Annotated in this window: 26 protein-coding genes; 8 read left to right on the forward strand and 18 right to left on the reverse strand. The window is 43.7% G+C overall.

The window, feature by feature from the left end; genetic code table 11:
* Positions 1–73 precede the first annotated feature (73 nt).
* Complete coding sequence (locus tag AC4EG4_RS02050) at positions 74–658, forward strand: hypothetical protein (RefSeq protein ID WP_490986817.1); 585 nt, start codon at positions 74–76, stop codon at positions 656–658.
* A gap of 62 nt (positions 659–720) precedes the next feature.
* On the opposite strand, the gene AC4EG4_RS02055 is transcribed toward AC4EG4_RS02050, so the two are convergent.
* On the reverse strand, positions 721–1,026 hold the full coding sequence (locus AC4EG4_RS02055) for a hypothetical protein (RefSeq protein ID WP_490986818.1): 306 nt from the start codon (positions 1,024–1,026) through the stop codon (positions 721–723).
* A gap of 16 nt (positions 1,027–1,042) precedes the next feature.
* Positions 1,043–1,285 carry a helix-turn-helix domain-containing protein gene (locus AC4EG4_RS02060; protein WP_490986819.1) on the reverse strand — a complete coding sequence of 81 codons (243 nt, stop codon included), beginning with the start codon at positions 1,283–1,285 and terminating at the stop codon, positions 1,043–1,045.
* Positions 1,286–1,442: 157 nt separating this feature from the next.
* On the opposite strand from AC4EG4_RS02060, the gene AC4EG4_RS02065 reads away from it, so the two are divergent.
* The 6 genes from AC4EG4_RS02065 (at position 1,443) to AC4EG4_RS02090 (ending at position 6,204) form a co-directional block, all read left to right on the forward strand.
* Positions 1,443–1,832 carry a helix-turn-helix domain-containing protein gene (locus AC4EG4_RS02065; protein ID WP_490986820.1) on the forward strand — a complete coding sequence of 130 codons (390 nt, stop codon included), beginning with the start codon at positions 1,443–1,445 and terminating at the stop codon, positions 1,830–1,832.
* A 91-nt stretch (positions 1,833–1,923) separates the two neighbouring features.
* A complete protein-coding gene (locus AC4EG4_RS02070) occupies positions 1,924–2,559 on the forward strand; it encodes a hypothetical protein (protein WP_490986821.1) in 636 nt (211 codons plus the stop codon).
* Positions 2,560–3,753: a hypothetical protein gene (locus AC4EG4_RS02075; protein WP_490986822.1), complete on the forward strand. Its 1,194-nt coding sequence runs from the start codon at positions 2,560–2,562 to the stop codon at positions 3,751–3,753.
* Positions 3,740–4,471 carry a TatD family hydrolase gene (locus AC4EG4_RS02080; RefSeq protein WP_490986823.1) on the forward strand — a complete coding sequence of 244 codons (732 nt, stop codon included), beginning with the start codon at positions 3,740–3,742 and terminating at the stop codon, positions 4,469–4,471. Before AC4EG4_RS02075 ends, AC4EG4_RS02080 begins: the two co-directional genes overlap by 14 nt.
* A 79-nt stretch (positions 4,472–4,550) precedes the next feature.
* Entirely contained in the window at positions 4,551–5,012 is a 462-nt protein-coding gene (locus AC4EG4_RS02085) for an ImmA/IrrE family metallo-endopeptidase (protein ID WP_490986824.1), read from the forward strand.
* Between the two features lie 67 nt (positions 5,013–5,079).
* Positions 5,080–6,204: a site-specific integrase gene (locus AC4EG4_RS02090; RefSeq protein ID WP_490986825.1), complete on the forward strand. Its 1,125-nt coding sequence runs from the start codon at positions 5,080–5,082 to the stop codon at positions 6,202–6,204.
* A gap of 105 nt (positions 6,205–6,309) precedes the next feature.
* On the opposite strand, the gene glnA is transcribed toward AC4EG4_RS02090, so the two are convergent.
* From glnA to AC4EG4_RS02105, 3 genes are all read right to left on the reverse strand, one after another.
* Entirely contained in the window at positions 6,310–7,644 is a 1,335-nt protein-coding gene (gene glnA / locus AC4EG4_RS02095; protein WP_490977989.1) for a type I glutamate--ammonia ligase, read from the reverse strand.
* Between the two features lie 41 nt (positions 7,645–7,685).
* Complete coding sequence (locus AC4EG4_RS02100) at positions 7,686–8,072, reverse strand: MerR family transcriptional regulator (protein WP_490977988.1); 387 nt, start codon at positions 8,070–8,072, stop codon at positions 7,686–7,688.
* A 121-nt stretch (positions 8,073–8,193) separates the two neighbouring features.
* Positions 8,194–9,438, reverse strand: coding sequence for a methionine gamma-lyase family protein (locus AC4EG4_RS02105; protein ID WP_490986826.1), 1,245 nt, complete (start codon positions 9,436–9,438; stop codon positions 8,194–8,196).
* A gap of 96 nt (positions 9,439–9,534) precedes the next feature.
* On the opposite strand from AC4EG4_RS02105, the gene AC4EG4_RS02110 reads away from it, so the two are divergent.
* Positions 9,535–10,140, forward strand: a complete 606-nt coding sequence (locus tag AC4EG4_RS02110; protein WP_490977986.1) for a trimeric intracellular cation channel family protein — start codon at positions 9,535–9,537, stop codon at positions 10,138–10,140.
* Between the two features lie 56 nt (positions 10,141–10,196).
* On the opposite strand, the gene AC4EG4_RS02115 is transcribed toward AC4EG4_RS02110, so the two are convergent.
* The 13 genes from AC4EG4_RS02115 to AC4EG4_RS02175 form a co-directional block, all read right to left on the reverse strand.
* Positions 10,197–10,496 (reverse strand): rhodanese-like domain-containing protein, encoded by a 300-nt coding sequence (locus AC4EG4_RS02115; protein WP_490986827.1) that lies wholly within the window; start codon positions 10,494–10,496, stop codon positions 10,197–10,199.
* Between the two features lie 174 nt (positions 10,497–10,670).
* Complete coding sequence (gene hfq / locus AC4EG4_RS02120) at positions 10,671–10,895, reverse strand: RNA chaperone Hfq (protein WP_490977984.1); 225 nt, start codon at positions 10,893–10,895, stop codon at positions 10,671–10,673.
* A 10-nt stretch (positions 10,896–10,905) separates the two neighbouring features.
* Positions 10,906–11,865: a tRNA (adenosine(37)-N6)-dimethylallyltransferase MiaA gene (miaA, locus tag AC4EG4_RS02125; RefSeq protein ID WP_490987174.1), complete on the reverse strand. Its 960-nt coding sequence runs from the start codon at positions 11,863–11,865 to the stop codon at positions 10,906–10,908.
* Positions 11,858–12,778 (reverse strand): alpha/beta hydrolase, encoded by a 921-nt coding sequence (locus AC4EG4_RS02130; RefSeq protein ID WP_490986828.1) that lies wholly within the window; start codon positions 12,776–12,778, stop codon positions 11,858–11,860. Before AC4EG4_RS02130 ends, miaA begins: the two co-directional genes overlap by 8 nt.
* Positions 12,779–12,855: 77 nt before the next feature.
* A complete protein-coding gene (gene mutL / locus AC4EG4_RS02135) occupies positions 12,856–14,685 on the reverse strand; it encodes a DNA mismatch repair endonuclease MutL (RefSeq protein ID WP_490977982.1) in 1,830 nt (609 codons plus the stop codon).
* 4 nt (positions 14,686–14,689) lie between these two features.
* Positions 14,690–17,215: a DNA mismatch repair protein MutS gene (gene mutS / locus AC4EG4_RS02140; RefSeq protein ID WP_490986829.1), complete on the reverse strand. Its 2,526-nt coding sequence runs from the start codon at positions 17,213–17,215 to the stop codon at positions 14,690–14,692.
* Positions 17,216–17,498: 283 nt separating this feature from the next.
* The gene (locus AC4EG4_RS02145) at positions 17,499–17,924 is read right to left on the reverse strand and encodes a YlbF/YmcA family competence regulator (protein ID WP_142826522.1); all 426 of its coding nucleotides are present in this window, start codon (positions 17,922–17,924) and stop codon (positions 17,499–17,501) included.
* A gap of 380 nt (positions 17,925–18,304) precedes the next feature.
* Complete coding sequence (locus AC4EG4_RS02150) at positions 18,305–19,102, reverse strand: TIGR00282 family metallophosphoesterase (RefSeq protein WP_490986830.1); 798 nt, start codon at positions 19,100–19,102, stop codon at positions 18,305–18,307.
* A 65-nt stretch (positions 19,103–19,167) separates the two neighbouring features.
* Entirely contained in the window at positions 19,168–20,727 is a 1,560-nt protein-coding gene (gene rny, locus AC4EG4_RS02155; protein WP_490977978.1) for a ribonuclease Y, read from the reverse strand.
* A gap of 401 nt (positions 20,728–21,128) precedes the next feature.
* Complete coding sequence (gene recA / locus AC4EG4_RS02160) at positions 21,129–22,190, reverse strand: recombinase RecA (protein WP_490977977.1); 1,062 nt, start codon at positions 22,188–22,190, stop codon at positions 21,129–21,131.
* A gap of 175 nt (positions 22,191–22,365) precedes the next feature.
* Positions 22,366–23,619, reverse strand: a complete 1,254-nt coding sequence (locus AC4EG4_RS02165) for a competence/damage-inducible protein A (protein ID WP_490986831.1) — start codon at positions 23,617–23,619, stop codon at positions 22,366–22,368.
* 25 nt (positions 23,620–23,644) lie between these two features.
* The gene (gene pgsA / locus AC4EG4_RS02170; RefSeq protein ID WP_490977975.1) at positions 23,645–24,223 is read right to left on the reverse strand and encodes a CDP-diacylglycerol--glycerol-3-phosphate 3-phosphatidyltransferase; all 579 of its coding nucleotides are present in this window, start codon (positions 24,221–24,223) and stop codon (positions 23,645–23,647) included.
* Positions 24,224–24,272: 49 nt separating this feature from the next.
* On the reverse strand, positions 24,273–25,133 hold the full coding sequence (locus tag AC4EG4_RS02175; protein WP_490977974.1) for a helix-turn-helix domain-containing protein: 861 nt from the start codon (positions 25,131–25,133) through the stop codon (positions 24,273–24,275).
* Positions 25,134–25,150: the final 17 nt, after the last annotated feature.

Raw genomic sequence — 25,150 nt, forward strand, 5'->3', positions numbered from 1 at the left:
TTGTTTAATATTTCCTGTTTAAACAGTACTTTTTTGATATAATTTTCCTAAATACAAATATGGGGGAGTTATATTGGATACTGAAATTGCTTTAAGAACTGGTACTGTAATCATTTCTTTAATCGCTTTGATCGTTTCACTAGTAGTCGCTTGGAATAATCGAAAATCCCTTCACGTTGAAATTTCCGATAACTTGGTAAGCACTAAAGAAGATGCTATTTTCTACATTGATGAAAATGATTCACGAGTAACTTTTGATAAATGTCTAATCACTACAATCGAAGTAGTGAATCCCTCTCCGACAGACATAGCATTTTTTGACTTAAGAGCATTCGACCCTGATACAAATATGAATGTTCAACTTCTAACAAAGCGCACTCTTTTTGAAGTGCAACGAAATAAAGTTTTATGGTTACAAATTGAAGATTTGGAGGGAAATCCAGCTTTGACTGAACAAATCATACCCGACGCTAATTTCGGCATTTTCAAAACAAATTCATTTACTAGATTTCACATCTTAATTTTCCCTCGTGAAGAACAAACCGAAGTGGCGCTTTCTTTTAAGGTAGCTATCAAAGCTGTAAAAAAAGATCCTTTCGCCGTTACTGGTAGAAGAATATTCAAACATTATAGTAAAATATATCTTATTTCGGATTAGACCCCACCCATAGGTAAATCGATACCACAAGAGCAATAAGTGAAATGACCAAAGCAATAATGTCAGAAGTCATCTGATCGCTCACCTTTTTGAGGAAACGGTGGAATTTTTGGAACCATGACCGTTTTATTAATTAATTCAAATCTAGAAGATAACTCTTCACCTGAAGGCAGATACCCTTTAAGTGAAGATGAGTATGCTTGATTCCTCGCCAGCTCACATAGGTGTTTGCTAAATGCATCTATCGTATTTAGCGTGAAACGAACTGTTAATTCCGGGCTACCAGCACGGTTTAAGTGCTCAGCCTGGTATTCGTTTTGCAGGAGCTTCATTACTTTGCTAAAAACTTCCTCGTCTTTCTTGTTCATCTAACCCTCTCCTTCCTCAGACTGCAGCTTGCTTTTCTCCCAATTTAGAAATAACGGATTCCGTTAGTTTATCATCAAAAAAAACTTCGACTTCTAAACTAAGTGCTTTAGAAATGACTCTTAATCTTTCAACATCGATTTTTGACTCACCATTTTCCATTCGACTATAAGCCATGTTGCTAATATTTAACTTTTTAGCTAAGTGAGACTGTGTAACACCTTTTGCCATCCGTAACTTTTTAAGGTTTTCGTGAACCATATTAACACCTCCTTTAACTAACGTTATCCGTTACTAACACTATACTAACGGATAACGTTATTGTCAACTATTATTAACAATAAATCCTCATATACCGTTACTCTTATATCTTATTCCGTTACATATTGATAATATTTACTTGAAGGGAGTGTGTTTGATGGGTTCTGGAGACCGAATTAAAGACTTAAGAAAAAAGCAACAATTAACTCAAAAACAATTATCCACTAAAGTCCATGTCTCTCCTCAAGTGATTTCTAACTGGGAACGCGGATATAGCACTCCCGATTCCGAAGACCTAAAAAAAATAGCAGAATCACTTGATACATCGACCGATTACCTTCTTGGTCGAACAGATAATCCTGAATTAATAAGTAATAACAATAAAGACAGCAAAGACTTCCCTTCCTGGGGAGACGAAGCTGAATTTGAGGCTTGGGTTAATGATCCATCTGTTTATAAGTTTTATAAAGAGTTTAATGAAAGTCCGGAAGAACGCAAAAAGGCACTTTTGGCTGTATGGGAGATATTGAAGACGCAGGGGAAATAGTCATGTTTTTTACATTTTGATGGGTGCTACTTATATTGCTAAAGCATTTTTAAATTTACCGGAATATTTTAAATTATAAGGGGATGAAATAGTGGGTACTTCGAAGAGAAACTTAAATAAAAAAATAAAAAAGCTTTTACAAGACAAACCGCTTAATGATATAGATACTTCAGCACTGGAAGTTTCAAAGACAATTATCACAAGAAGAGAATTGAATCAACAACTGGTTGATGAAGAAACTATCCAAAATTTATTTAGTATAATCTCTAAAAACTTCAGTAAACTTAGCAGTGCAGGATTTGGTGGTAAATCAAAAAAAGAAGTTTTAGAAGATCCACTGACCATGCAAGAATTTCTTAATATGATTCTCGATCAAATTGAAGATGATGAATTTTTTGAGAAAGAATTATTAGAAAAAGCTTACAAAATTTCAATGACTAAGATGTTACAGGAAGATGAATTTGATTTATATTCATTTGCACAGGTGCTTTTTTATCACTTAATTCAACTTATTTTAGAAAAAGAATTGTATGACACTCTAAGAGACCTATACGAAGATTTTACTTATCAAGATATTGAAAAATGGATATCAAGGTTAACTAATCAAATCATGAATGATTCAATTTATAAATTAGTTGATGAGTTTGTAGACAAAAAGCTTCCTTTGAAAAAGGTATTAGATAAAATCGTAGAAGAAACAAAGAACTCCAGTTTCGGAGAATTTTAAATGCTATCTACCACTGAGCTGGAACTTTTACACACCTCTTTACTTGATAATTTCGCATATGATTACTCTAATTCTAACCACTTATTAGCAATAGATTTGGTCACAGTTTTTGGAAGTATATATGTTAAAGATATTTTAACTTCTAAAAGATCTAGTATGGATCTCATTATTCCCGTTTTTAATTTAGAGTTGTGGAATACATTATCCAACGATGTGAATAAGTTAGTATCCTGGGTTTCTAGAGAAAATTTTAATATCTCTTTTGTTTTAAACAATTTTCCTATCGATAAATTTGAAGGATCAAACAAACTCCATCTTCCAAGTAATAGGGCAGTAACACTTTTCTCAGGTGGTCTTGATTCATTAACCGGAGCTTTTCAAAATTATCGTGATCAAATTGACAGTGATTACCTCGGGTTTTTGAATAAGGATGAAGAGAAAACTAAGCAAGTTAAGTTAAGTAAATTTTATAAAAGTACTTTTCCTAATACAGAAGTCACACTTATTCCAAAACCAGGTCCTGCAAAAATTTATAGGACACAAGCAACTAGATCGTTAATGTATTTTTCATTAGCCGTTTCTAATTGTTTGTTTAACCATTCTACTAATGTTTTTTTATATGAGAATGGTATACTTTCTTTAAATCCAAATCTTAATTCTCGATTCACAACTAAAACTACACATCCTAAAACTATGTATATCTTTAAATCTATAATTAAAAAAATTGGTTTAGATATTGATATTCATCATCCATTTCTATTTTCTACTAAAGGCGAAAATATTGAGGCTATGAATGAAGATTTTAAAAACCAAATAGCAGACTCATTTACTTGTGGTGCTAGTAGATCAAATTATAAGCCACACGAGGGTCAATGTGGTGTATGTATTCCATGCTTATTAAGAAAAATTTCGATGGCAGCATATGATAATGAGGGTTACGATAGTCAATATCATATCAGTTATGAAAGTAAACTTTCAAAAATTAAAAATAATTATTTTAGAAAAGAATATGACAGCCACCTTAATTATTTTTCTCAGTATTGTGCTTTAATCAAAGACAAAGCTATATATCAGGAATTAAAAACAAGAAGCTTATATTATGATAATAAAGATTACTTCGCTAAACAAGAAATTATGTTTGAGAAATTCACTTTTGAGTTTGAGAGGTTTATGAAAAAATATGACCCTTATTGATACACACGTACATATTGATTTCTATGAGAATCCGCTAGAAGTGGCATTGGCATACGAAGGATTAAAAATATATACATTATTCGTTACAAACTTGCCGGAAGTCTTCCAAAAGCATTTTAAATCTTTTAGTAATCTTAAGTATGTACGTTTATGTATCGGTTATCATCCTCAAGTTGCTAGCGAATACGCCTTAAATAAAAAGTTATTTGTAGAATGTCTCCGATCAACAAATTATATTGGCGAAGTAGGACTTGATTTTCAGAATGAGAATCAAGAAGTTAAACAAAAGCAAATAGATGCTTTTGAATTTATATGTTCACCCGAACATAACATTGGCAGAATATTTACTGTGCACAGTAAAGGAACTGAAGATTTAGTTCTCAGCATTTTGAAAAATAATCATGTAAAGCATGCTGTCTTCCACTGGTACACGGGTAAACTTTCAACTCTTGACTCATTAATTGAAGAAGGTTATTATCTTTCTTTAAACCCTAAAATGATTCACACAAAGAACGGGCAAAAAATTATTTCGAGAATACCTCAAAATAAAATATTATTTGAAACAGATGGGCCATTTGCTCGAATAAATAAATCCATCATTTACCCTTCTAATATTAAACAGCTTTACAAAGATTTTGATAGTATCATTCCTAATTTCGAAGAGATAGTTTTTAGAAATTTTAAGCGACTGTTAATCGAAAAAGATATAAAACCCTAAGAATTTAAAATCTGCCTTCCCAAAGGTAGGTTTTTTTGTTACCATAAATTAGAACATACGTTCTAATAGGGGTGATTAAATGGCGAATACATACAATAACTTAGAAGAATATATAACGCAGCTGTTGAACCGTATTGATATTTACCACCCATACCAGCTATCTATTGAAAATGTCTATCCACGTCTTGGTTTGACTATGTATTATATTCCGCATGACTCAATGGCCATTGCCAGCAATCTTTTTTTAGACAATCGAAAAAACGATGCCGCACTGTGGCAAGACTTCGGACATGAATTATGCCATGCACTATGGCACGCTGGAGATCAGGCGCTTATTCCCCTCTCCATGCGCGAATACCAGGAATGGAAAGCCGAGAACTTCGCACAGCACCTCTGCATCCCTACTTTCATGCTGCACCGAATGAAGCTGCCGGAACATGAGAACGAAGCCATCTGGCTGCTGATGGAGACGTTTGGGGTTGAACGCTGGTTTGCTGAGAAACGGCTGCGGCAATACATCCAGAATCTGATCTATGGATAATTTGTATTTTGGCATGTCTTGAAATATACGGAGAATTGATTAAAGCTATTTAGAGGGAGGGATTGCAATGGCATCCTATCGTAAGCGAGGCAAAACGTGGCAGTATCGAGTAATTGTGATGGATCCTTATTCTGAAAAGAAAAGGGAATATACCGAGAGTGGATTTTCCACAAAAAAAGAAGCACAATTAGCAGCGGCAAAAAAAGAAAAAAGCGTGCTGCAGGGTTATGGGAAAGGCGAGTTTGCTTTTGCCGCTTATGTCCGGGAGTGGTTGGAACAATACGTTAAAGATAAACTACGGCTCAACACCTATAAAACGTATCGGACTGCCTTAGAGAATCATGCGATTCCCTATTTTGGTGGAATTAGTATTCATGAAATCAAACCGATGATGTATCAGAAGTTCATCGATAGCCTAGGAGAGAAGAATTTATCGACTGAAACGGCCAGGCGCATTCATAATGTTTGTTTCCAAGCTTTGAAGAGGGCCGTGATCAATAACTACATTGAAAAGAATCCGGCTGAGAATGTGCAAATCCGGAAGAAGCAGGTCCAAAAGTTAAAATATCTTGAGCCAACCTTCCTAAACGCTTTGTATCCCGAAATCTACAAGCGAGGTCACGTCTATGGCGTTTTCTTTAAGTTCCTTTTTGAAAGTGGTGCGCGCAAAGGAGAAGCAGCTGCATTGAAATGGCCGAGAGTGGATTGGAAAAACGATATCATCTATATAGAAGAAACACTCGACTTTCAACCTGACGATCCCGCTGAACTATTTGGACCCACAAAAAAAGAAGGATCTGTCCGTGCATTAAAAATGCGGAAGAGTTTCATGAAAGAGTTGCAGGAACACCTGAAGTATCAAAATCAACGAAAACTGCATTTGGGTGAAGCCTATCGCCATGATTTGAATTTGATCTTTTGCCGGGAGGATGGTTCTCCCCTTCCCAAATCAACCTTGTACAATGTCTTTAAATCCTGCTTAGCTAAAATTGATGCTCCTTCCCTTCCGATTCACTCGACGCGGCATACGCATGCGGTCATGTTATTGGAAGCTGGTGCCGACATGAAATATGTCCAGGAACGATTAGGCCATCAAAATTACCAGATTACTGCAGACGTTTACAGCCATGTATCAAAGAAGATGGAAGAGCGGTCAATAGAGAAATTCGACGACTATATGAGTACTTTTTAAAAAAAGTTGGGCAAAAATTGGGCAAATAAAAAAAGTTGCCCAACTGACTACTTTTATAAAAACAGAAAAAACCGTCGGAGCCTTAGAGCCCCAACGGTTTTCATCTTAATACATTTTCAAGTATTGCTCACGTTCCCAAGGGTGTACACTTGTGCGGAACATGTCCCACTCGATTTCTTTCGCTTCGACGAAGTTGTTCAAAATATGTTCGCCTAATGCGTCTGTCATTACTTTATCGTTTTGCAATTCTTGAAGAGCTGAATACAAAGTGCCTGGCAAGTCTTTAATGCCTACTGCTTCGCGCTCTTTTTTGTTCATTGCGTAGATGTTGCGGTCTACTGGGTTTGGCGGAGTCAATTTTCTTCTGATTCCGTCAAGACCAGCGCCTAGAAGTACTGCCATTGCTAAGTATGGGTTTGCTGCCGGATCGACAGAGCGCACTTCTACGCGTGTTGACAAGCCGCGTGATGCCGGAATACGGATCAATGGGCTTCTGTTTTGGCCAGACCAAGCGATGTAGCAAGGTGCTTCGTAACCTGGAACCAAACGCTTATACGAGTTTACAAGCGGGTTTGTTACCGCTGTAAAGCCTTGTGCGTGTTCGATAATGCCGGCTATGAATTGGTAAGCCGTTTCGCTCAATTTCAATTCGCCATCTTCGTCAAGGAATGTGTTGCGATCCCCATCAAACAATGATACGTTCATGTGCATTCCTGAACCGTTTACACCGAATAATGGCTTCGGCATGAATGTTGCGTGAAGCCCGTGTTTGCGGGCAATCGTTTTAACAACCAATTTAAAGGTTTGGATATCGTCACATGCTTTGATCGCATCTGCGTATTTAAAGTCGATTTCGTGTTGTCCAGGTGCTACTTCGTGGTGGGAAGCTTCGATCTCAAAGCCCATTTCCTCCAACTCAAGAACGATGTCGCGTCGGCAGTTTTCGCCAAGGTCCATCGGTGCCAAGTCAAAATAGCCGCCGTGGTCATTTAGTTCTAGAGACGGTTCGCCTCTTTCGTCTAATTTGAACAAGAAGAATTCAGGCTCTGGTCCAAGGTTGAAGTGTGTAAATCCAAGCTCTTCCATTTCCTTCAATACGCGCTTCAAGTTCGCACGTGGATCTCCAGCAAATGGCGTACCATCCGGGCTGTAGATGTCACAGATTAAACGTGCTACTTTTCCTTTTCCTGTGATCCATGGGAATACAACCCATGTGTCAAGGTCTGGGAATAAGTACATATCCGATTCTTCGATGCGTACGAATCCATCGATAGAAGATCCATCAAACATCATTTTGTTGTCGAGTGCTTTGTCCAACTGGGATGTCGGTATTTCAACGTTTTTGATGACCCCAAGAATGTCTGTAAATTGTAGACGAATAAAGTTAACGTCCTCTTCTTTTACTAATCGTTGAATGTCTTCTTTTGAATACTTGCCCATGTTCTCTTCACTCTCCTATTGTAGTTGTATGTAAGCCCATTTCAGTTAAAGAAACGGGATAAATCACTTTGCCTGAAGCCGCCCTTTTCTAATGGACGCGCCTGGTGTTTCAACTCTTCATGGAGAAGCTTACGCAACTCAGCATCGCTTAAGTTTTTCGGCTCTGCTTTTTCGTTTTTCGGCGTTTCTCTTAGGTCGTATATTTTCTTGATGCCAGCCATGTTCAGCCCTTGGTCCAAGTAATCCTTGATTTCGAGCAGGGTATCGACGTCATTCAGCGAAAACATACGTTTATTGCCTTCTGTGCGGGCAGGGTTGACCAATCCATGCTCTTCGTAATAACGAATTTGTCTTGCAGTCAATTCCGTCAGCTGCATCACGATGCTGATGGGAAGAATCGGCATTGTCCGTCTTACCCGGTTCGTCATAAGTTTCACCCATTTCAAATAATTACTACTCTTATAGCATAGTGCATGTTAGATTATTTGTCAAATCAATGTTATGTTTTCTGACACAAAAATATCCCGTATAGAATATACGGGATAAAGATTAGATTAGGTTTTGTTTTTTTAAGGCATCTACTGAATTCAATACCGCAATCTTCACGTGTTCATAAGTCAATCCGCCTTGAACGAACGCGGTATACGGCGGACGAATCGGACCGTCTGCTGTCAATTCAATGCTTGAACCTTGCACAAAAGTCCCAGCTGCCATGATAACATCGTCCTCGTAACCTGGCATGTAAGCAGGTTCTGGCTTGAATTGCGCATTGACTGGCGAACTTGCCTGGATTGTTTGGCAAAAGGCAATCATCTGCTCTGCTGTTTGAAACGATACCGACTGAATCAAGTCTGTCCGCTTGTCACTCCAATGCGGCGTTGTAGTCATTCCGGCATCTTCCAACAGCGCTGATGTAAATACCGCGCCTTTTAATGCTTGCGAAACAATGTGCGGCGCCATAAAAAATCCTTGGTACATATCGGGCAACGCATTCAGCGAAGCTCCTGCTTCTCCACCTATACCCGGAGATGTCATGCGATAACCACATTTTTCAATCAAATCTTTTCTGCCAGCGATGTAGCCGCCAATTTTAGCGAGGCCACCGCCCGGATTTTTGATCAGAGAACCTGCAATCAAATCCGCTCCCACTTCGATTGGCTCCTGCTCTTCCACAAATTCACCATAGCAATTGTCTACAAAAACAATAGCATCCGGTTTCAGTTGGCGAACTTTTGAAACCATTGCCTCGATTTCTTCTATTGTTAAGGACGGACGCGTATCGTATCCTCTTGAGCGCTGAATGGCCACGACTTTTGTTTTGCTGCTGATGGCTTGTTCAGCTGCTGGCCAATCGATTTTATTGTCCGCTCCTAACGCCACATGCTGGTAGCTAATGCCGAAATCTTTCAAAGATCCCGTGTCTTTTTCGCCACCGGACACAATGGAATCCAGTGTATCGTAAGGCTTGCCTGTCAGATACAGCAATTCATCTCCTGGGCGCAGGACGCCAAAAAGCGAGATGGTGATCGCATGGGTACCCGAAATGATTTGTGGGCGGACAAGTGCGGCTTCTGCTTTAAAAACCTCTGCGTATACGCGTTCCAGTGTATCGCGTCCTTCGTCGTCATAACCATAGCCCGTTGATGGGTTAAAATGATGATCGCTGACCCGCTGATTTTGGAAAGCATCCAATACTTTCTTTTGGTTTATGTAGGCCATTTCATCCGCCAATTGCAGCTGGTCTTGGATGGTTTCTTCTATTGTTTTCATTAATGTAAACATGTAATTCTCCATTCTTTTCGACTTCTCTTCTTATTATGCGGCATGGCTTGAAATAGCGTCAAATTCTGATACAATTCATAGAGTTGTATGTTAAGGAGGAGGAGCCTTATGGCTTGGGAAGTTTTGAGCGCCATCGGGACCATTGCGTTTGCAGTGTCCGGCGCAATTATCGCCATGGAAGAAGAATACGATATTTTTGGCGTTTACCTTCTCGGCGCTGTTACTGCCTTTGGCGGAGGTGCCATCCGAAATTTGTTGATAGGAGTTCCTGTCTCGGCATTATGGGAACAGGAATTTATGTTCCAGCTTGCCCTCATCTCGGTTACCATCGTGTTCTTGTTTCCGCATAAATTGCTGGGCCATTGGAATCGCTGGGGCTACTTTTTTGATGCCATCGGATTGTCAGCCTTTGCGGTGCAAGGTGCCATTTTTGCCGTTGAATTGGAACTGCCGTTTTACGCAGTTGTTGTAGCAGCCGTATTAACAGGATCAGGCGGCGGCATTATACGTGATCTTTTAGCAGGACGAAAGCCGCTTGTGTTAAAATCGGAAATTTATGCCGTATGGGCAGCGCTCGCTGGACTGTTTATCAGTTTTGGCTTGGCCGAATCCGATCTTATGCTTTATTCTTTATTCGTGTTGATCACCATACTGCGGATTTTATCCTACACCTTCAAATGGAGATTACCCGCACGCAAAATTCAAATAGTATGAGGAATTTCTAAACAAAAACAGATGGCCTGAAAATTCAGGCCATCTGTTTTTTTATTTTATGCGATGGTTTCACCGTTCCAGGCCGTCATGCCGCCTTCAACGTTGACCGTCTGAATGTCATTCGATTCTAAAATACTGCAAGCCATTTCACTGCGGCGGCCGGCGCGGCAGACCATGTGGTATTCTTTTTCCGCGTCCAGTTCCCCGACGCGTTCTGCCACTTCGCCAAGCGGGATATGTGTGGCGCCAGGAATCATCCCTGCAGCGACTTCATCGTCCTCGCGAACGTCTATAATGTTTAGCTCTTCTCCAGCCTCAACTCGTTGTTGCAATTCATCTGCGGTAATAGTTTTCATCTGTACGCCTCCTGAAAATTAAATCGTATTCACCTGAAAATGCTATACTCCCAAACGGCAACTGTCAACTAAAGAAAAGCGGAAGCAGCCGTTTAGATTCTACAGGCATAAGACGCCCTGCACCTGCTCCACTTCCATAAAAAAACCAGGCTGCAGCTGCAGCCCGGCATCCCTTTACTCTTCGTGCTCAATCGAGACAGGTTTTGACGGAGAAAAGGTCGAAATGGCGTGTTTGTAGATCAATTGCTGCTTGCCTTCTGTTTCGACCAGCACCGTAAAATTATCATAGGATTTAATGGTTCCTTTTAATTGGAAGCCATTGAGTAAGAAGACCGTTACATAAATATTGTTTTTACGAAGCTGATTTAAATAGACATCCTGAATATTGATCGGTTTCATGTAAATCCCCCTATTTCTCTACTTGTGTATGATTTGCCGTCAGTCTATCAATTCGACAGTTTCTGTCTGTTTCCTGCATGAACGACGTTATTTCCTTAAGATTCTTTTCACGATCAAGATGCGCATCGATCCAAAAGATCGGCAGCTTGTTTTTAAAATAAGTAAACTGCCTTTTGGCGTATTTTCGTGAGTTTTGCTTCAGCTTTGCAACGGCTTCTTCGAGGCTGCCGCGACCGTCAAGATAGGCATAAATCTCTTTGTAGCCAATTGCGTGAATCGACTGAGCTTCCCGAATCCCTCTTTGCCGCAAAGCTTGGACTTCTTCCATCAACCCTCGTTCCATCATGATGTCGACGCGCTGATTGATGCGTTCATAGAGTATGTCTCTTGGAACATCAAGTCCGATGATCACTTCGTTGTACATTGGCGACAACGCCAGCTCCCGGTCGCCTTTTTCCTGGTCACTGCTCATCAAAATCTCCACTGCCCGGACAACGCGTCGAGTGTTGTTGGGATGAATGTCTGAAGTTGGATCCAGCTCCAGCAATTTCTGATGCATCCGTTCAGGACCGAACTCTTCCAGCTCTTTTTGCAAACGGTCACGCAAATTTTGGTCAACCGGTTCAACCGAGAAGCGGTAATCAAACAGCACCGCCTGAACATAAAGCCCAGATCCGCCGACGATAATCGGCATTTTTCCGCGTGCGCGGATGTCTGCGATTTTTTCCCGTACTAATGCCTGGTATTCCGCGACTGAAAAACTTTCGTCGGGTTCTTTGATATCCAACAGATGATGCGGGATGCCTGCCATTTCTTCCGGTAAAATTTTGGCCGTTCCGATGGTCATGTCCCGGTATATTTGCATGGAATCGCCATTGATGATTTCGCCATTCAGCCGCTTCGCGAGTTCAATGCTCAACGCCGTTTTGCCGGAGGCAGTTGGGCCGACAATGGCTATTACATCAATCATTGCCGCACACCCAATCACCAATCCGTTCGAAATGCTCGTAGCGATCGGTTTCATTCAACAATTCATGCCGCCCTTGTTCTGCGAGATAAACTTTGATGTGATCCATTCCAGCGTCCGTAAACTGCTTGGCAGAACTGAATACCCCTTTGCCGTTGTTGCCAACGGGATCCATCGAGCCGCTGATCAGCAGCACCGGCAAGTCTTTGCGGATTTTGGCAATTTCTGCCGGCTTGTTGATAATTGCCAGCCCGGAAAATAGGTCAATGTAAAATTGGTTGGTCGATTCAAAACCGCACATAGGATCGGCTTCATATTTCGCTACCTCTTCCTTGTCGCGGCTCAGCCAGGCATAGGGTGAACCTTCATCTTTAAAAGGTTTATTAAAGCTGCCGAAAGTCATTTTCCCCAAGGCTTTGCTCTGCTGCTGCTTGCCCACTGTCTTGGCCGAAGCAATCGCTATCGCCAAACCAAGTTTTCCAGCCGCACCCGGATTGCCGCCTGTGCCAGACAATACGACCCTGCTGATGCCTTCACTGTGCAATTGCATATAGCGGCGGGTAACAAACGAACCCATGCTGTGGCCGAATAGAATTAGCGGCAGATTGCCAGTTGCTTGCTGCACTTCGGAGATCACGCTGTGGGCATCTTCAACTACCCGTTCAAAACCGTCCTCATCTGCAAAATAACCTTGTACTCCGTTGCGTTCTGCCGTTTGGCCATGCCCCCGCTGATCGTGGCCTGAAACCACAAAGCCACGGTTGGCCAAGTACTCTGCAAACTCAGCATATCTGCCAATGTGCTCCCCCATGCCATGAATAATATGGACGTGTCCAATCGGGCTCGGCGGTTCGTAGTACATATAAAAAATTTCGTGGCCGTCTGAGACGCGTATATAATCGCTTTTTGCCTGCATGCTCCGTCCCCCTCCTTGAGTCGTTTCTTCTACTCTATATTAATACCCAAAACCATTTCGGCTAAGCTCCCACAGGTTTAATTCATCACGCGTTTAAACATCTTTTCTACATCATAAGTTTTAAAGTGAATGATTACAGGGCGTCCGTGCGGACAGGTAAAGGGCTGCTCCGCATTTTTCAAATCCGCCAACAGCCTCTCCATGTCGTGCTTTTGCAGGAAATGATTGGCTTTGATCGACCGCTTGCAGCTCATCATAATGGCTGCATCTTCACGCAGTTTTTTGACATCCACTTTGCGGTCGTTCAGCACTTGCTCGATCAAGTCTTCAATGACTTCCTGTTCGAACCCTTTTGGAAACCAAGTAGGGTATTCCCGGACAATAAAAGAAGTCTCGCCGAATTCTTCAAGAAACACGCCGCTGTCGGACAAAACATCCAGGTTGTCTTTCAATCGCAACGCTTCGTCGCGGCTGTAATGGAAAGTCAGCGGCAGCAGCAGAGACTGCCGTTCATTGCTGTCGATGTCCCCCACTTTTTCTCGGAAGTATTCGTATTTGATGCGTTCCTGCGCAGCGTGCTGATCAACCAGGTAAAAGCCGTCGTTGCTTTGTGCCACGATATACGTGCCGTGAATCTGGCCCACCACTTCCAGTTCAGGAAATTGCGGACTGTCAGCCTTCTCCGGCAGTTCTTCTTGCGAAAGTTCTTCATCCAGCGGCAGCGGATCCTGTTCTATTGGTTCTGATGGTTTTACTGATCTTGTCGGTTCGATCACTTTCTCTGCCGGCAGTTCGTGCCAATCTTCTGCTTCAGGAGCCGGCGATGGCTTAGTTTCCTGTACGGTAAACGAACTTTTCCACAAGTCCAATTGCTTGGTCGGTGCTTGCTTAACGGGCTTCGGCTTGTCGATGATCGGTGCCCGGACCACTGTACTGATGGTTCTTCGAATCGTTTCGTGTATTAATTCCATTAATTCTTTCTCTTTGCTTAGGCGGATCTGCTGCTTGGACGGATGGACATTGACATCTGTCAAATACGGATCTCCTTCGATATTCAACACGACAATCGGCTGCCGCTCGAGCGGCAAAAAGGTATGGTATGCCTTGTGCACCGTATTGGCGATGGCGTAATGCTTGACCCACCGTCCGTTGACAAACAAGGAAATATAATTTTTATTGGCGCGCGTGATTTCCGGAAGCGATGCATAGCCCGACACTTTGTAATCGTGCGACTGCCCTTCAAATGGAATCATTTTCTTGGCAATCGCCACTCCGTATATATCCGCCAGCACACGTTTGATTTCTCCGCTGCCGGATGTTTGCAAAATGGTTCTGCCGTCATGCAACAGCTTGAAGGCCACACCCGGATAGCTCAGCGCAAAGCGGTTGAGCAAATCGATCGTATGGCCAAGCTCTGTTTGTAGCGTCTTCATGTATTTCAGCCGGGCGGGTGTATTAAAAAACAATTGATCGATTTTGATGTCCGTTCCTTTTCTGAGAGACCCGGCACGGTGCTCGGTCAGGCGGCCGCCTTCCATCTGAACAAAGGTGCCGCTTGAACCGTCTGATGTATGCAAGGTTACTTTGGAGACAGAAGCGATACTGGCCAGTGCCTCCCCGCGAAACCCGAGCGTCCGGATTCGGAACAAATCGTGTTCGTTGGCGATCTTGCTGGTGGCGTGGCGTGAAAATGACAGCAAGGCGTCATCCGCATCCATCCCAGCACCGTTGTCTATTATTTGAATAGAAGTCAGTCCTGCTTCAATGAGCAGCACTTCAACGGCTGTACTCCCCGCATCAATGGCATTTTCCACCAATTCTTTGACGACGGAGGTCGGACGTTCCACCACTTCACCCGCGGCTATTTTATTGGATAGAGGTTCGTCCATCAATCGAATGATGCCCATGGTCTCACTCCTTATTGGTCAGCTTTTGCTGCAGGTCGTTCAGCATCTGCAGCGCTTGAAGCGGCGTCATCGCAGATACTTCCACATCTGTGATGGCCTGCAGGATTTCATCTCTTTCGGTATCTGTATCGTCGAAAAACGATAGCTGTTCGATCGTTTTTGGCTGCTTTTTTTTGTCTTCTTCAAAGGTTTTTAGCAGTTCACGGGCACGCGCCAAGATTGGCTCCGGCAAATTGGCCAGTTCGGCCACGTGAATTCCGTAGCTTTTGTCAGCTGGGCCTTTTTTCACTTTGTGCAAAAAGACCACTTTACCCGATTGTTCCATTGCGGCTACATGGACATTGCGCAAATTGTCCAGTGATTTTTCCAATGCCGTCAATTCGTGGTAATGAGTTGAGAACAGCGTATTGGCGCCAATTTCACGATGAATATACTCGATCATCGACTGGGCAAGTGCCATGCCATCGTAGGTCGAAGTACCGCGGCCAATTTCATCAAACAGCAACAAGCTGTTTTTGGTTGCGTGGGTAATGGCATACTGCGACTCGAGCATCTCAACCATAAACGTACTTTGTCCTGACACCAGGTCATCGGCTGCTCCAATGCGTGTGAAAATCTGGTCAACAATCGGCAAATTCGCCGATTCCGCCGGCACGTAACTGCCGATTTGGGCCAGCACAATGGTCAAGGCCACTTGCCGCATATACGTACTTTTACCGGACATGTTCGGTCCGGTAATCAACAGCATGTTCTGCCCTTCCGCTAGGACACAATCGTTCGGCACGTAATGCTGCTTGTTCAGCATTTTTTCCACCACTGGATGGCGCCCTTCAATAATTGAGATTTCATTTTGATCGTTAAAATCCGGCTTTACAAAGCGGTATTTTTCCGCTACGTTGGCGAAACTCAAAAAGACATCGAGTCCGCTAAGTGAAGAAGCCAGGCGCTGGATGCGCGAAATATACTGTTTGACTTCATCTCTAATGGCCACAAACAAATCGTATTCCAGCGACAGGCTTTCTTCTTCAGCCATCAAGATCAATGCTTCTTTTTCTTTCAGCTCCGGCGTGGTATAGCGTTCGGCATTGGCCAACGTCTGCTTTCGGTCATAGCGCTCCAAATCCGCCAAATGCATATTGGCTTTCGACATTTCAATGTAATAGCCAAAAATCCGGTTATAGCCAATCTTCAAAGTTTTGACGCCGGTCAATTTGCGTTCTTTTTGTTCGAGTTCCGCAATCCAATCTTTGCCATTGCGGGAAGCATCCCGGTATTCGTCCAACTGCTGATGAAAACCGTCACGGATGACGCCGCCTTCTTTTGAAGACAAGGGCGGGTTTTCGCTGATGGCCTGCAGCAACTCACAAACCTCAATGCAGCGGTCCAGTTTTCCACTGAATTCCTGCAAGACCGGGTTGCCGGAATTGGCCAGTTCTTCAATGAGTGTCGGCACTTTCTCCAGCGAGCTCCGAAGCTGCGCTAAATCGCGTCCACTGGCACTGCCAAAGGCGATGCGGCCGGACAGGCGTTCCAAGTCATAAACTTCTTTCAACAGCCCCTGAAGCTCCACACGCACGAAATACTGATCGATCAAAGCCGCCACCATTTGCTGCCGTTCTTCGATCATGCGCTTGTTCGCCAACGGCTGATGCAGCCATTGTTTGAGTTTCCGGCTGCCCATTGCCGTGACGGTTTCATCCAACAGCCATAGCAGCGTGCCTTTGGTTTCAGCACCGCGGATCGACTGCAGCAATTCCAAATTGCGTTTTGAATGAAAATCGATGCTCAGCAGCTGATTGTTTTCTTTATACGTAAAGGCTTGGATGTGGTCGAGAGACTGCTTTTGCGTACGCAAGATATAGGTCAGCAAGCGCTGGCAGCTCATTTGCAAGTCTTCCGGGCACTCTGCTACTTGTGCAGGAGGCACCGGGAAAGCCGTTTCCATCGTTTCAATGGACAACACCAAATTCTGCTCTTCTTCGTTCAGCAAGACAAACAATTGTTCCGAAACCACCAGCTCCCGGATATTCAACGATTGCAGTTCTTGAAGCAAAGCTTTCTCTGTTCCCATTATGTATGTCGCAGTTGCTTCACCGGTGCTGATGTCAATGTAAGACAAGCCGAATCCATCCGCCAGTTCGTCGGCAGCCGCTAAAAAAACGTTCGATTTGGAATCCACGCTCTTGCCTTCTGTGTGCGTACCTGGAGTTACGAGGCGCACCACTTCGCGCTTGACGACTCCTTTGGCCGTTTTCGGATCTTCCACTTGTTCACAAATCGCCACTTTATGGCCTTTTAAGATCAATTGGTCAATATAGTTTTTCGCCGCATGATGGGGAACGCCGCACATCGGAATCCGGTCGTCTCCCGTTCCGCCGCGGCTTGTCAGCGTGATTTCCAAAATTTGCGATGCGTTGATGGCATCATCATAAAACAACTCATAAAAATCGCCCATTCGGAAAAATAAAAACGCATCCAGGTATTCAGACTTTACTTGAAAATATTGTTGCATCATCGGTGTCACTGCCATTATAAAACCTCTTTCAAATCGATTCGTCGTTTCTCCATTATACCAAAAATCAAAGCGGAAAAGAAAAAACTGAAAGAGCTTTGGCTCTTTCAGTCGAATGCTTTAGGGAAGTATGGGTTGGTCTTAGGTTACTTTCCACACACGGCCGCTTCCGCTTTTATTTTGTCCAGCTTCAGCGGCCAACTCCTCGGGTCATAAGCCAACCCAGCTACGTGGCAACGAGCGCCACTCTGCTGGTCTGTCTTATGCCTTTCGGAGCTGAACGGCCGCTTCCGCTTTTATTTTAACAGCTTCCTGGTTTGTCGTTGCGAACTTTTGATCCGGTTTCGCCGCGCAGCAAGTCGCCGCCCGTTTCAGTGATGATGTTGTTTGTTACTTGGTTGGCAATGGCTGTTGACACCATTTGCAACAATGAATTGACGTCGCTCTGGGATTGCTTGAATTCCTGAACGATTGGCACAGCGTCAATTTCTTCTTCGATTTTGGCAATTTTGCCTTCAATCAAAGTCAACGCCCGTTCTTTGCCATACGCCTGGAAGTTGACCGCTTGCTTTTGCAAACTCTTCAAGCTGGCAATTTTTTCGCGGATTTGCTGGTTTTCGTTAATTTGTGCTTCTGCACGTTTAAAGAAATCCACTTCTTCTGTTGCTGCGATCATATCTGCTACTTCGCGCGCTTTGGCGACGATTTCTTGTTTTGTATACGTCATTTTTAGACACCCACTTCTTGGTCTGACACGATTTTTATAAGTCTACCGTTCAACGACCATTTTTTAGTTTTCATGCATTTGACTGCTCGATCGAGTACACTCGTGAAGAATTGCTCTTCGTGGTTTTTGAATTGCCACCGAACTTGATTGTACAGGTAAACGGATATCGTCGACAAGATTTCCGCCTGACACAAACACCCCACTCAATCCATTCGGGGACATTTGTGTCCGGCTCGTGGTAAGTCGGCTCTCTGTCTCACCAATTCCTCTGAAGTTCAGCCACAAAAACCCTTTATACGATACTTTATTATACTGAAAACCAAGCATGTTCTACAAGACGTCTGCCCTAATTGTCGGAGTTTCGTCAAAAAGCTTCCCTTTTAACCTTGAAATGGGTAATCTTCATTGATGTAAACCCGTTCAAAAGAGGTGGCTTTGCCCGTTTGGTCATCCACTTCCGTGAATAAGCCGCTGACTACGGAGCGGCCGCGCTTTGGCACTTCAAAACGGGTTGGCATATTGGTCTTGAATCGGTACAATACGGCTTCTTTGGTCATTCCAAGAATTTCATCATAAGGCCCTGTCATGCCAACATCCGAAATGTATGCTGTGCCGTTCGGCAAAATGCGGGCATCGGCTGTTTGGACATGTGTATGGGTTCCGACCACAACTGAAGCCCGACCATCCAAATGCCAGCCCATGGCAATTTTTTCACTGGTCGCTTCTGCATGAAAATCCACAAACACTAATGGTGAAATCGCTTTGGCTTCCGCTACAAGCTCATCCGCTTTTTCGAACGGGTCCCCATGCGGCGGCAGGAATACACGGCCGTGCAAATTGATGACAGACAAGGTCTGCCCATTTTTTGTCACAGTCGCCATGCCGCGTCCTGGCGCTTCGTCTGAAAAGTTTGCAGGACGGATCAAATAATCCACTTCATCGATAAAGTCAAAAATTTCTTTTTGGTCCCACGTATGGTTGCCCATTGTCACCATGTCCACACCCATGAATAGTAGGTCCTGATAAATGGCTTTGGTGATGCCGCGTCCGGCTGCTGCGTTTTCGCCATTGGCAATGATGACGTCCGGCGAATACTTTCTTTTCAACCTTGGCAAATACGACTCCAATGCATCTCTTCCGATTGACCCTACAATATCTCCAATAAATAAAATTTTCACAAACTCACCTTTTTCCATAAGAAAAAGGCTTCTTTGAATAGACATTCATCGAAGCCTCACCCTTATTATTTTGCGTATTCAACTGCTCTGGTTTCTCTGATAACCGTCACTTTGATATGGCCTGGATAATCCAGTTCCTCTTCAATCCGTTTCCGGATATCGCGGGCCAGACGATGCGCCGTCATATCATCGATTTGTTCAGGGCGAACCATGATGCGAATTTCGCGTCCCGCTTGAATGGCGAATGATTTCTCAACGCCTTCGTACGATTCGGAAATTTCTTCAAGTTTTTCTAAACGGCGGATGTAATTTTCCAGTGTTTCACTTCTTGCACCTGGACGAGCGGCAGACAATGCATCTGCTGCAGCAACGATGACCGAAATGATCGAGGTCGCTTCAGTGTCTCCGTGGTGGGAAGCAATACTGTTAATGACAACCGGATGTTCTTTGTACTTGGTTCCAAGTTCCACGCCGATTTCAACATGGCTTCCTTCTACTTCATGATCGATCGCTTTACCGATGTCATGCAGAAGGCCGGCACGTCGAGCGAGTGTCACATCTTCTCCAAGCTCTGCTGCCATTAACCCGGACAAGAATGCAACTTCCACAGAATGCTTCAGTACATTTTGTCCGTAGCTTGTGCGGTAGCGGAGACGCCCAAGAATTTTGATCAAGTCAGGATGCAGGTTATGTACACCTACGTCAAATGTGGTTTGTTCCCCAATTTCACGGATTTGTTCATCCACTTCGCGTCTTGACTTTTCGACCATTTCTTCGATGCGTGCAGGATGGATCCGGCCATCCGATACCAGTTTTTCAAGAGCCAATCGCGCAGTTTCGCGGCGAATAGGATCGAATCCTGACAGAATAACCGCTTCTGGCGTATCATCGATAATCAAATCGATTCCAGTTAAGGTTTCAAGCGTTCGGATATTGCGTCCTTCGCGCCCGATGATGCGGCCTTTCATTTCGTCGTTTGGCAGGTTGACCACTGATACGGTCGTTTCTGCTACATGGTCTGCAGCAAAACGCTGCATCGCCAATGACAAAATGTTTTTCGCTTTTTTGTCCGATTCTTCTTTGGCGCGGGCTTCCGATTCTTTCATCATGACGGAAATATCTGTTGAAAGTTCTTTTTCAACGTCCTGCAAGATGATTGATTTCGCTTCTTCGCGTGTCAAAGATGAAATGCGTTCCATTTCTGACTGTTGCTTTCGGACTAACTCCTCAGCTTTGCTCTCCATCTGTTCAATATGCTGTTGTTTTTCTGCGAGCGCTTCGTCTTTGCGTTCCAGACTCGCTTCTCTTTTGTTTAATGCATCATCCTTGCGATCTAAATTTTCTTCTCTCTGCAACAACCGATTTTCTTGTCTTTGTAGTTCAGATCGGCGTTCCCGAATTTCAGATTCTGATTCAGTACGCAATTTATGATTTTCGTCTTTCGCTTCCAATAAGGCTTCTTTTTTCAGCGCTTCAGCTTCTCGTTTTGCATCTTCGACAATTTGCTCCGCAGAATTTTTAGCGCCTGCAATATTGGAATCGTTTGCTTTTTTCAATGCAAAATAACCAACAACTACACCGACGATGACACCAAGCAAAGCGAAGATGAACTCATTAATACCCATTCGGACACCTCCTCTTGCTATTGAATTTTTTCAGTTAAAAAAGATGAATAATAAAATTTTTTCGGTTTCAACTGTTTAATAATTAGTAAATTATACAATTTTAATTGTATAGATGGACTTATGTCGTGTCAACCCAAGAAAAGCGGAAGCAGCCGCTTAGCTCCGACCGGTGTAAGACAATCTGACAAAGCGGCATCTCTTCAGCCGCATTGTTGGAGTGGCTTACATCCCGAGGAGTTGGCTGCTGCAGCTGGACAATACGAAAACGAACGAATAGCTCCAGCAGATAGCCGAGCTGCACCTTGCGGAATTGTGTGCTTCTCGCAAAGCCGTTTTGGCTGCATACAAGAAAAGCCGCTAAGCATATGGCTTGGCGACTTTTCCAGAATATTGAGATGTTCTTATTCGTCATCTTCGTCAAGCAATAGATTAAAGTCTTCTGGTTCTTCCTTGTTGCCTGCGATTGTATAAGAAGCTGCTCCCATTCCGTAAGATTCACGGATTTTGTTGGAGATTTCATTGCGGACTTCAGGATTTTTCATCAAGAACTGTTTAACGTTTTCGCGGCCTTGGCCAATGCGCTCTTCGTTATACGAGTACCATGAACCGCTCTTCTGGATAATTTCCAGTTCAGATCCGATATCGACAATTTCACCTTCACGGGAAATTCCTTTTCCGTACATAATGTCCACTTCAGCTGTACGGAACGGTGGAGCTACTTTGTTTTTCACAATTTTGATCTTGGTTCTGTTACCAATAATTTCAGTGCCAGACTTCAATGCCTCAGCACGACGCACTTCTAAACGGACAGAAGAATAGAATTTCAATGCACGTCCACCAGGAGTCGTTTCCGGGTTACCAAACATAACACCGATTTTTTCGCGAATCTGGTTAATGAAGATCACAATCGTATTGGATTTGTTGATAATTCCTGATAATTTCCGAAGAGCCTGGGACATCAAACGTGCCTGCAAGCCCATATGGGAATCGCCCATTTCTCCTTCAATTTCAGCTTTTGGTACAAGTGCTGCAACTGAGTCGACAACGACGATATCCACTGCTCCGCTTCGAACAAGCGCTTCAGCGATTTCCAATGCCTGCTCGCCTGTATCCGGCTGGGATAGAAGCAATTCATCAATATTAACGCCAAGATTTTTTGCGTAAACTGGATCCAACGCATGCTCTGCATCGATAAATGCAGCTGTTCCGCCAATAGCCTGGACTTCTGCAATCGCATGAAGAGAAACCGTTGTTTTACCAGAACTTTCCGGACCGTATACTTCAATGACACGTCCGCGCGGATATCCGCCTATTCCTAGTGCTGTATCCAATGCCAACGAACCACTGGAAACAGATGAGATATTACGGTCTGTTTTTTCGCCCAATTTCATAACAGAACCTTTACCAAATTGCTTTTCTATTTGCTTTAACGCCATGTCTAATGCTGCTTTACGATCGCTCAAAAGAAATCCTCCTCTAAATGAAAAACTAATTTTCTACCTGTTTCTAGTATACTAGCTTATTGAGAAATATACAAGAAAAAAGCGAACGTTTATTCGCTTTTGTTTTTTAGAACTTCACATTTAGAAGTCCTATAGATGCCATTTCCCATTTTTGGGCAGAAAAAAACACGCAAAATTAAATTTTGCGTGCGTCTTCTTCTGTTAAGGTTCGAATGACATAATGGAGCGCCAGTTTAACGGCGCGCAACCGATTGGTGTTGCGCATGCCAGAAAGCTGAAGGCGATAAGACTGGGTACCTTGCTCTGTTGCAATGCCAATCCAGACAGTACCAGCAGGCTGATCGCCGTGAGCATCCGGGCCTGCCGCACCAGTCAATGAAACGCTGATGTCAGTTTTAAACTTGGCCCGTACAGCTTCAGCCATCGCTAAAGCTGTCTGTTCGCTGACGACTCCGTATTCAGCCAACAATTCAGCAGAAAGTCCAAGCTGATGAACTTTCATTTCTTCGTTATACGTAATGACTCCGCCTGCTAAAACTGCACTCGCTCCAGCAACAGAAGCCAATTCAGATTGGAAGAGCCCGGCAGTCAGGCTTTCTGCTGCTGAGATGGTCTTGCCTTGTTCTTTTAACAACTCAATCGATTTAGACGCCAAGGAATCGTTATCATAGCCGTATAAGTATTGGCCAACCAAATCCAAAATCTCTTCTTTGGTTCCATTGATCAAGTCCCAGGCTTCTTCAGTCGTGTTGGTTTTAGCCGTAATGCGCAACGTCACTTCGCCATCCGCAGCAAGCGGTGCGATCGTCGGGTTCGACTGCTTATCCAGAATGTGGTGCAGGCGATCTTCCAGTTCAGCCTCGCCGATTCCATAAAAGCGCAAGACGTGGGAGAGGATGACGTCTTCTTTATTCAATAAATGAACCAGCTTTGGCTTTGCTTCGAATTGGAACATCGGCTCCATTTCTTTTGGCGGACCGGGCAAAAGAATATAGACACGGCCGTCTTTTTTGTACATCATCCCCGGCGCCATGCCGTTGTGGTTGACGAGAACGTCACTATCTTTCAGCACCAAAGCTTGTTTCTTGTTGTTTTCCGTCATGGGACGGCCTGCACGCTCAAAAAACGCCACAATCGAATCCAATGCTTCCTCATTCATCTCAAGTGTTGTATCCAAGTGCCGGGCAATAGACTCTTTCGTCAAGTCATCTTTAGTTGGCCCCAACCCTCCAGTAAACAAAATCAAGTCGGCACGATTTTCTGCAATAGTTATAGCATCTTCCAAACGGTCGGCGTTATCTCCCACAACTGTGTGGTAGTAAACATTAATGCCAAGTTCCGCTAAGTGATTGGACAGAAACCGGGCATTCGTATTGGTGATCTGACCTAATAATAATTCTGAACCTACCGCAATAATCTCTGCATTCATCTGTCTGATCCCCTTTTGTGTATGCTTATTTTGAAGTCATTAATGCACGGCGGTTGGCATAAAAGTAATCCCAGCCAGACCAAACTGTGAAAATCAAAGCAATGTAAAGCATGATTTGGTCAAACGGCAAACCGATCAACGTGAAAATTGTATTATGCAGCAGCAAGGCAGAAATCGCCAAAATCTGTGCAGTGGTTTTGATTTTTCCCAATCCGCCTGCAGCCACCACTTCACCTTCGCCTGCAAGTACCAGACGCAACCCAGTGACCGCAAATTCACGGCTGATGATGATGATCACGATCCACGAAGCTGCAAAACCTAGCTCCACTAAAATAATCAAAGCAGCGGATACTAGAAGTTTGTCTGCTAACGGATCCAAAAACTTGCCGAACGTCGTGACCAAATTGTATTTACGTGCATAAAAGCCGTCCACCCAATCGGTTAATGATGCAAAAATAAAAATAAGTCCTCCGACAAAATGAGTGACAGGCATTTCCGCTCCAAAAAGCGTCATGGTGCCCCAGTCAAAACCGGCTAGCATGATCACCATAAAAACCGGAATCAACAAAATTCTCGAAATGGTAATCTGATTTGGTATGTTCATTGTTGTTTCTCCTTTCGAACTTTCATGAAAAATAGCCATCCAAAGATGGCTATTCGGCGTCTGTAAATTGAATAACGATATTTTGGGGTTGAAGTTGTTGTTCATACTCAATCGGCTCACCGTTTAATGATAATGCAATATTTGAATAGTCGCCAATGCGCAACCGGACAGATTCCACTTCTGATAAATCCAGTGTTTCTGTTTCTTCGGCTTGCATGACGCGCGCTCTGGAAGTCAGTTCGTTTTGGTTCTGGTCAGTTGCGGCAATCCAAGATGGTCCATTCGCTGCTATTTCCAGCTGCCGCTCATCCGGCCCCTGCCACGAATAGGTCGTGGTTTCGCCTTCAGTTTCTTCAACCGCCAAAACGGCTTCAGGTTCTGCAGGCTCTGCTGCAGACTCCGGTGCCGGTTCTTCCGCTGCTGGTTCTTCCGCTTCCCCAGGAGCTGGCTCCTCGTAAGAAGTCACGTTGCCTTGGTCATCTGGAAGAGTTGGTGAGCTGACGTTTGTTGAGGCGCTGTAGAAATACCAAAGCACAGCAAGAATCAGAACAATAAACACAGCCACCAAAATTTTTGGCATGTATTCGGCATAAGGCGCACTTGGAGCTGTTCTCGCAACAGACTGGCTTCTGGATGTTAGAGAAGTCGGCATTTTCTGCTGTGCCGCTGGTTCCTTGGCTGGCATTTCCACTTGATGCTGGTTTAGCAGTTCCTCGCCATTCAGCCCAACTGCTGCTGCGTATTGCTTAATAAATGCACGCACATAAAATGTACCGGGCATCATGCTGTAATTGCCATCTTCTATACCCGCCAAATAACGCTTTTGTATCTTAGTCAAGTCTTGCAAATCTTCCAAGCTATATCCTTTGGCGATTCTGGCTTGTTTTAGCCGAGTACCCAACTCACTCAAATCGATCACCTGCCTAC

Source organism: Planococcus sp. TJ-201, assembly GCF_058268495.1.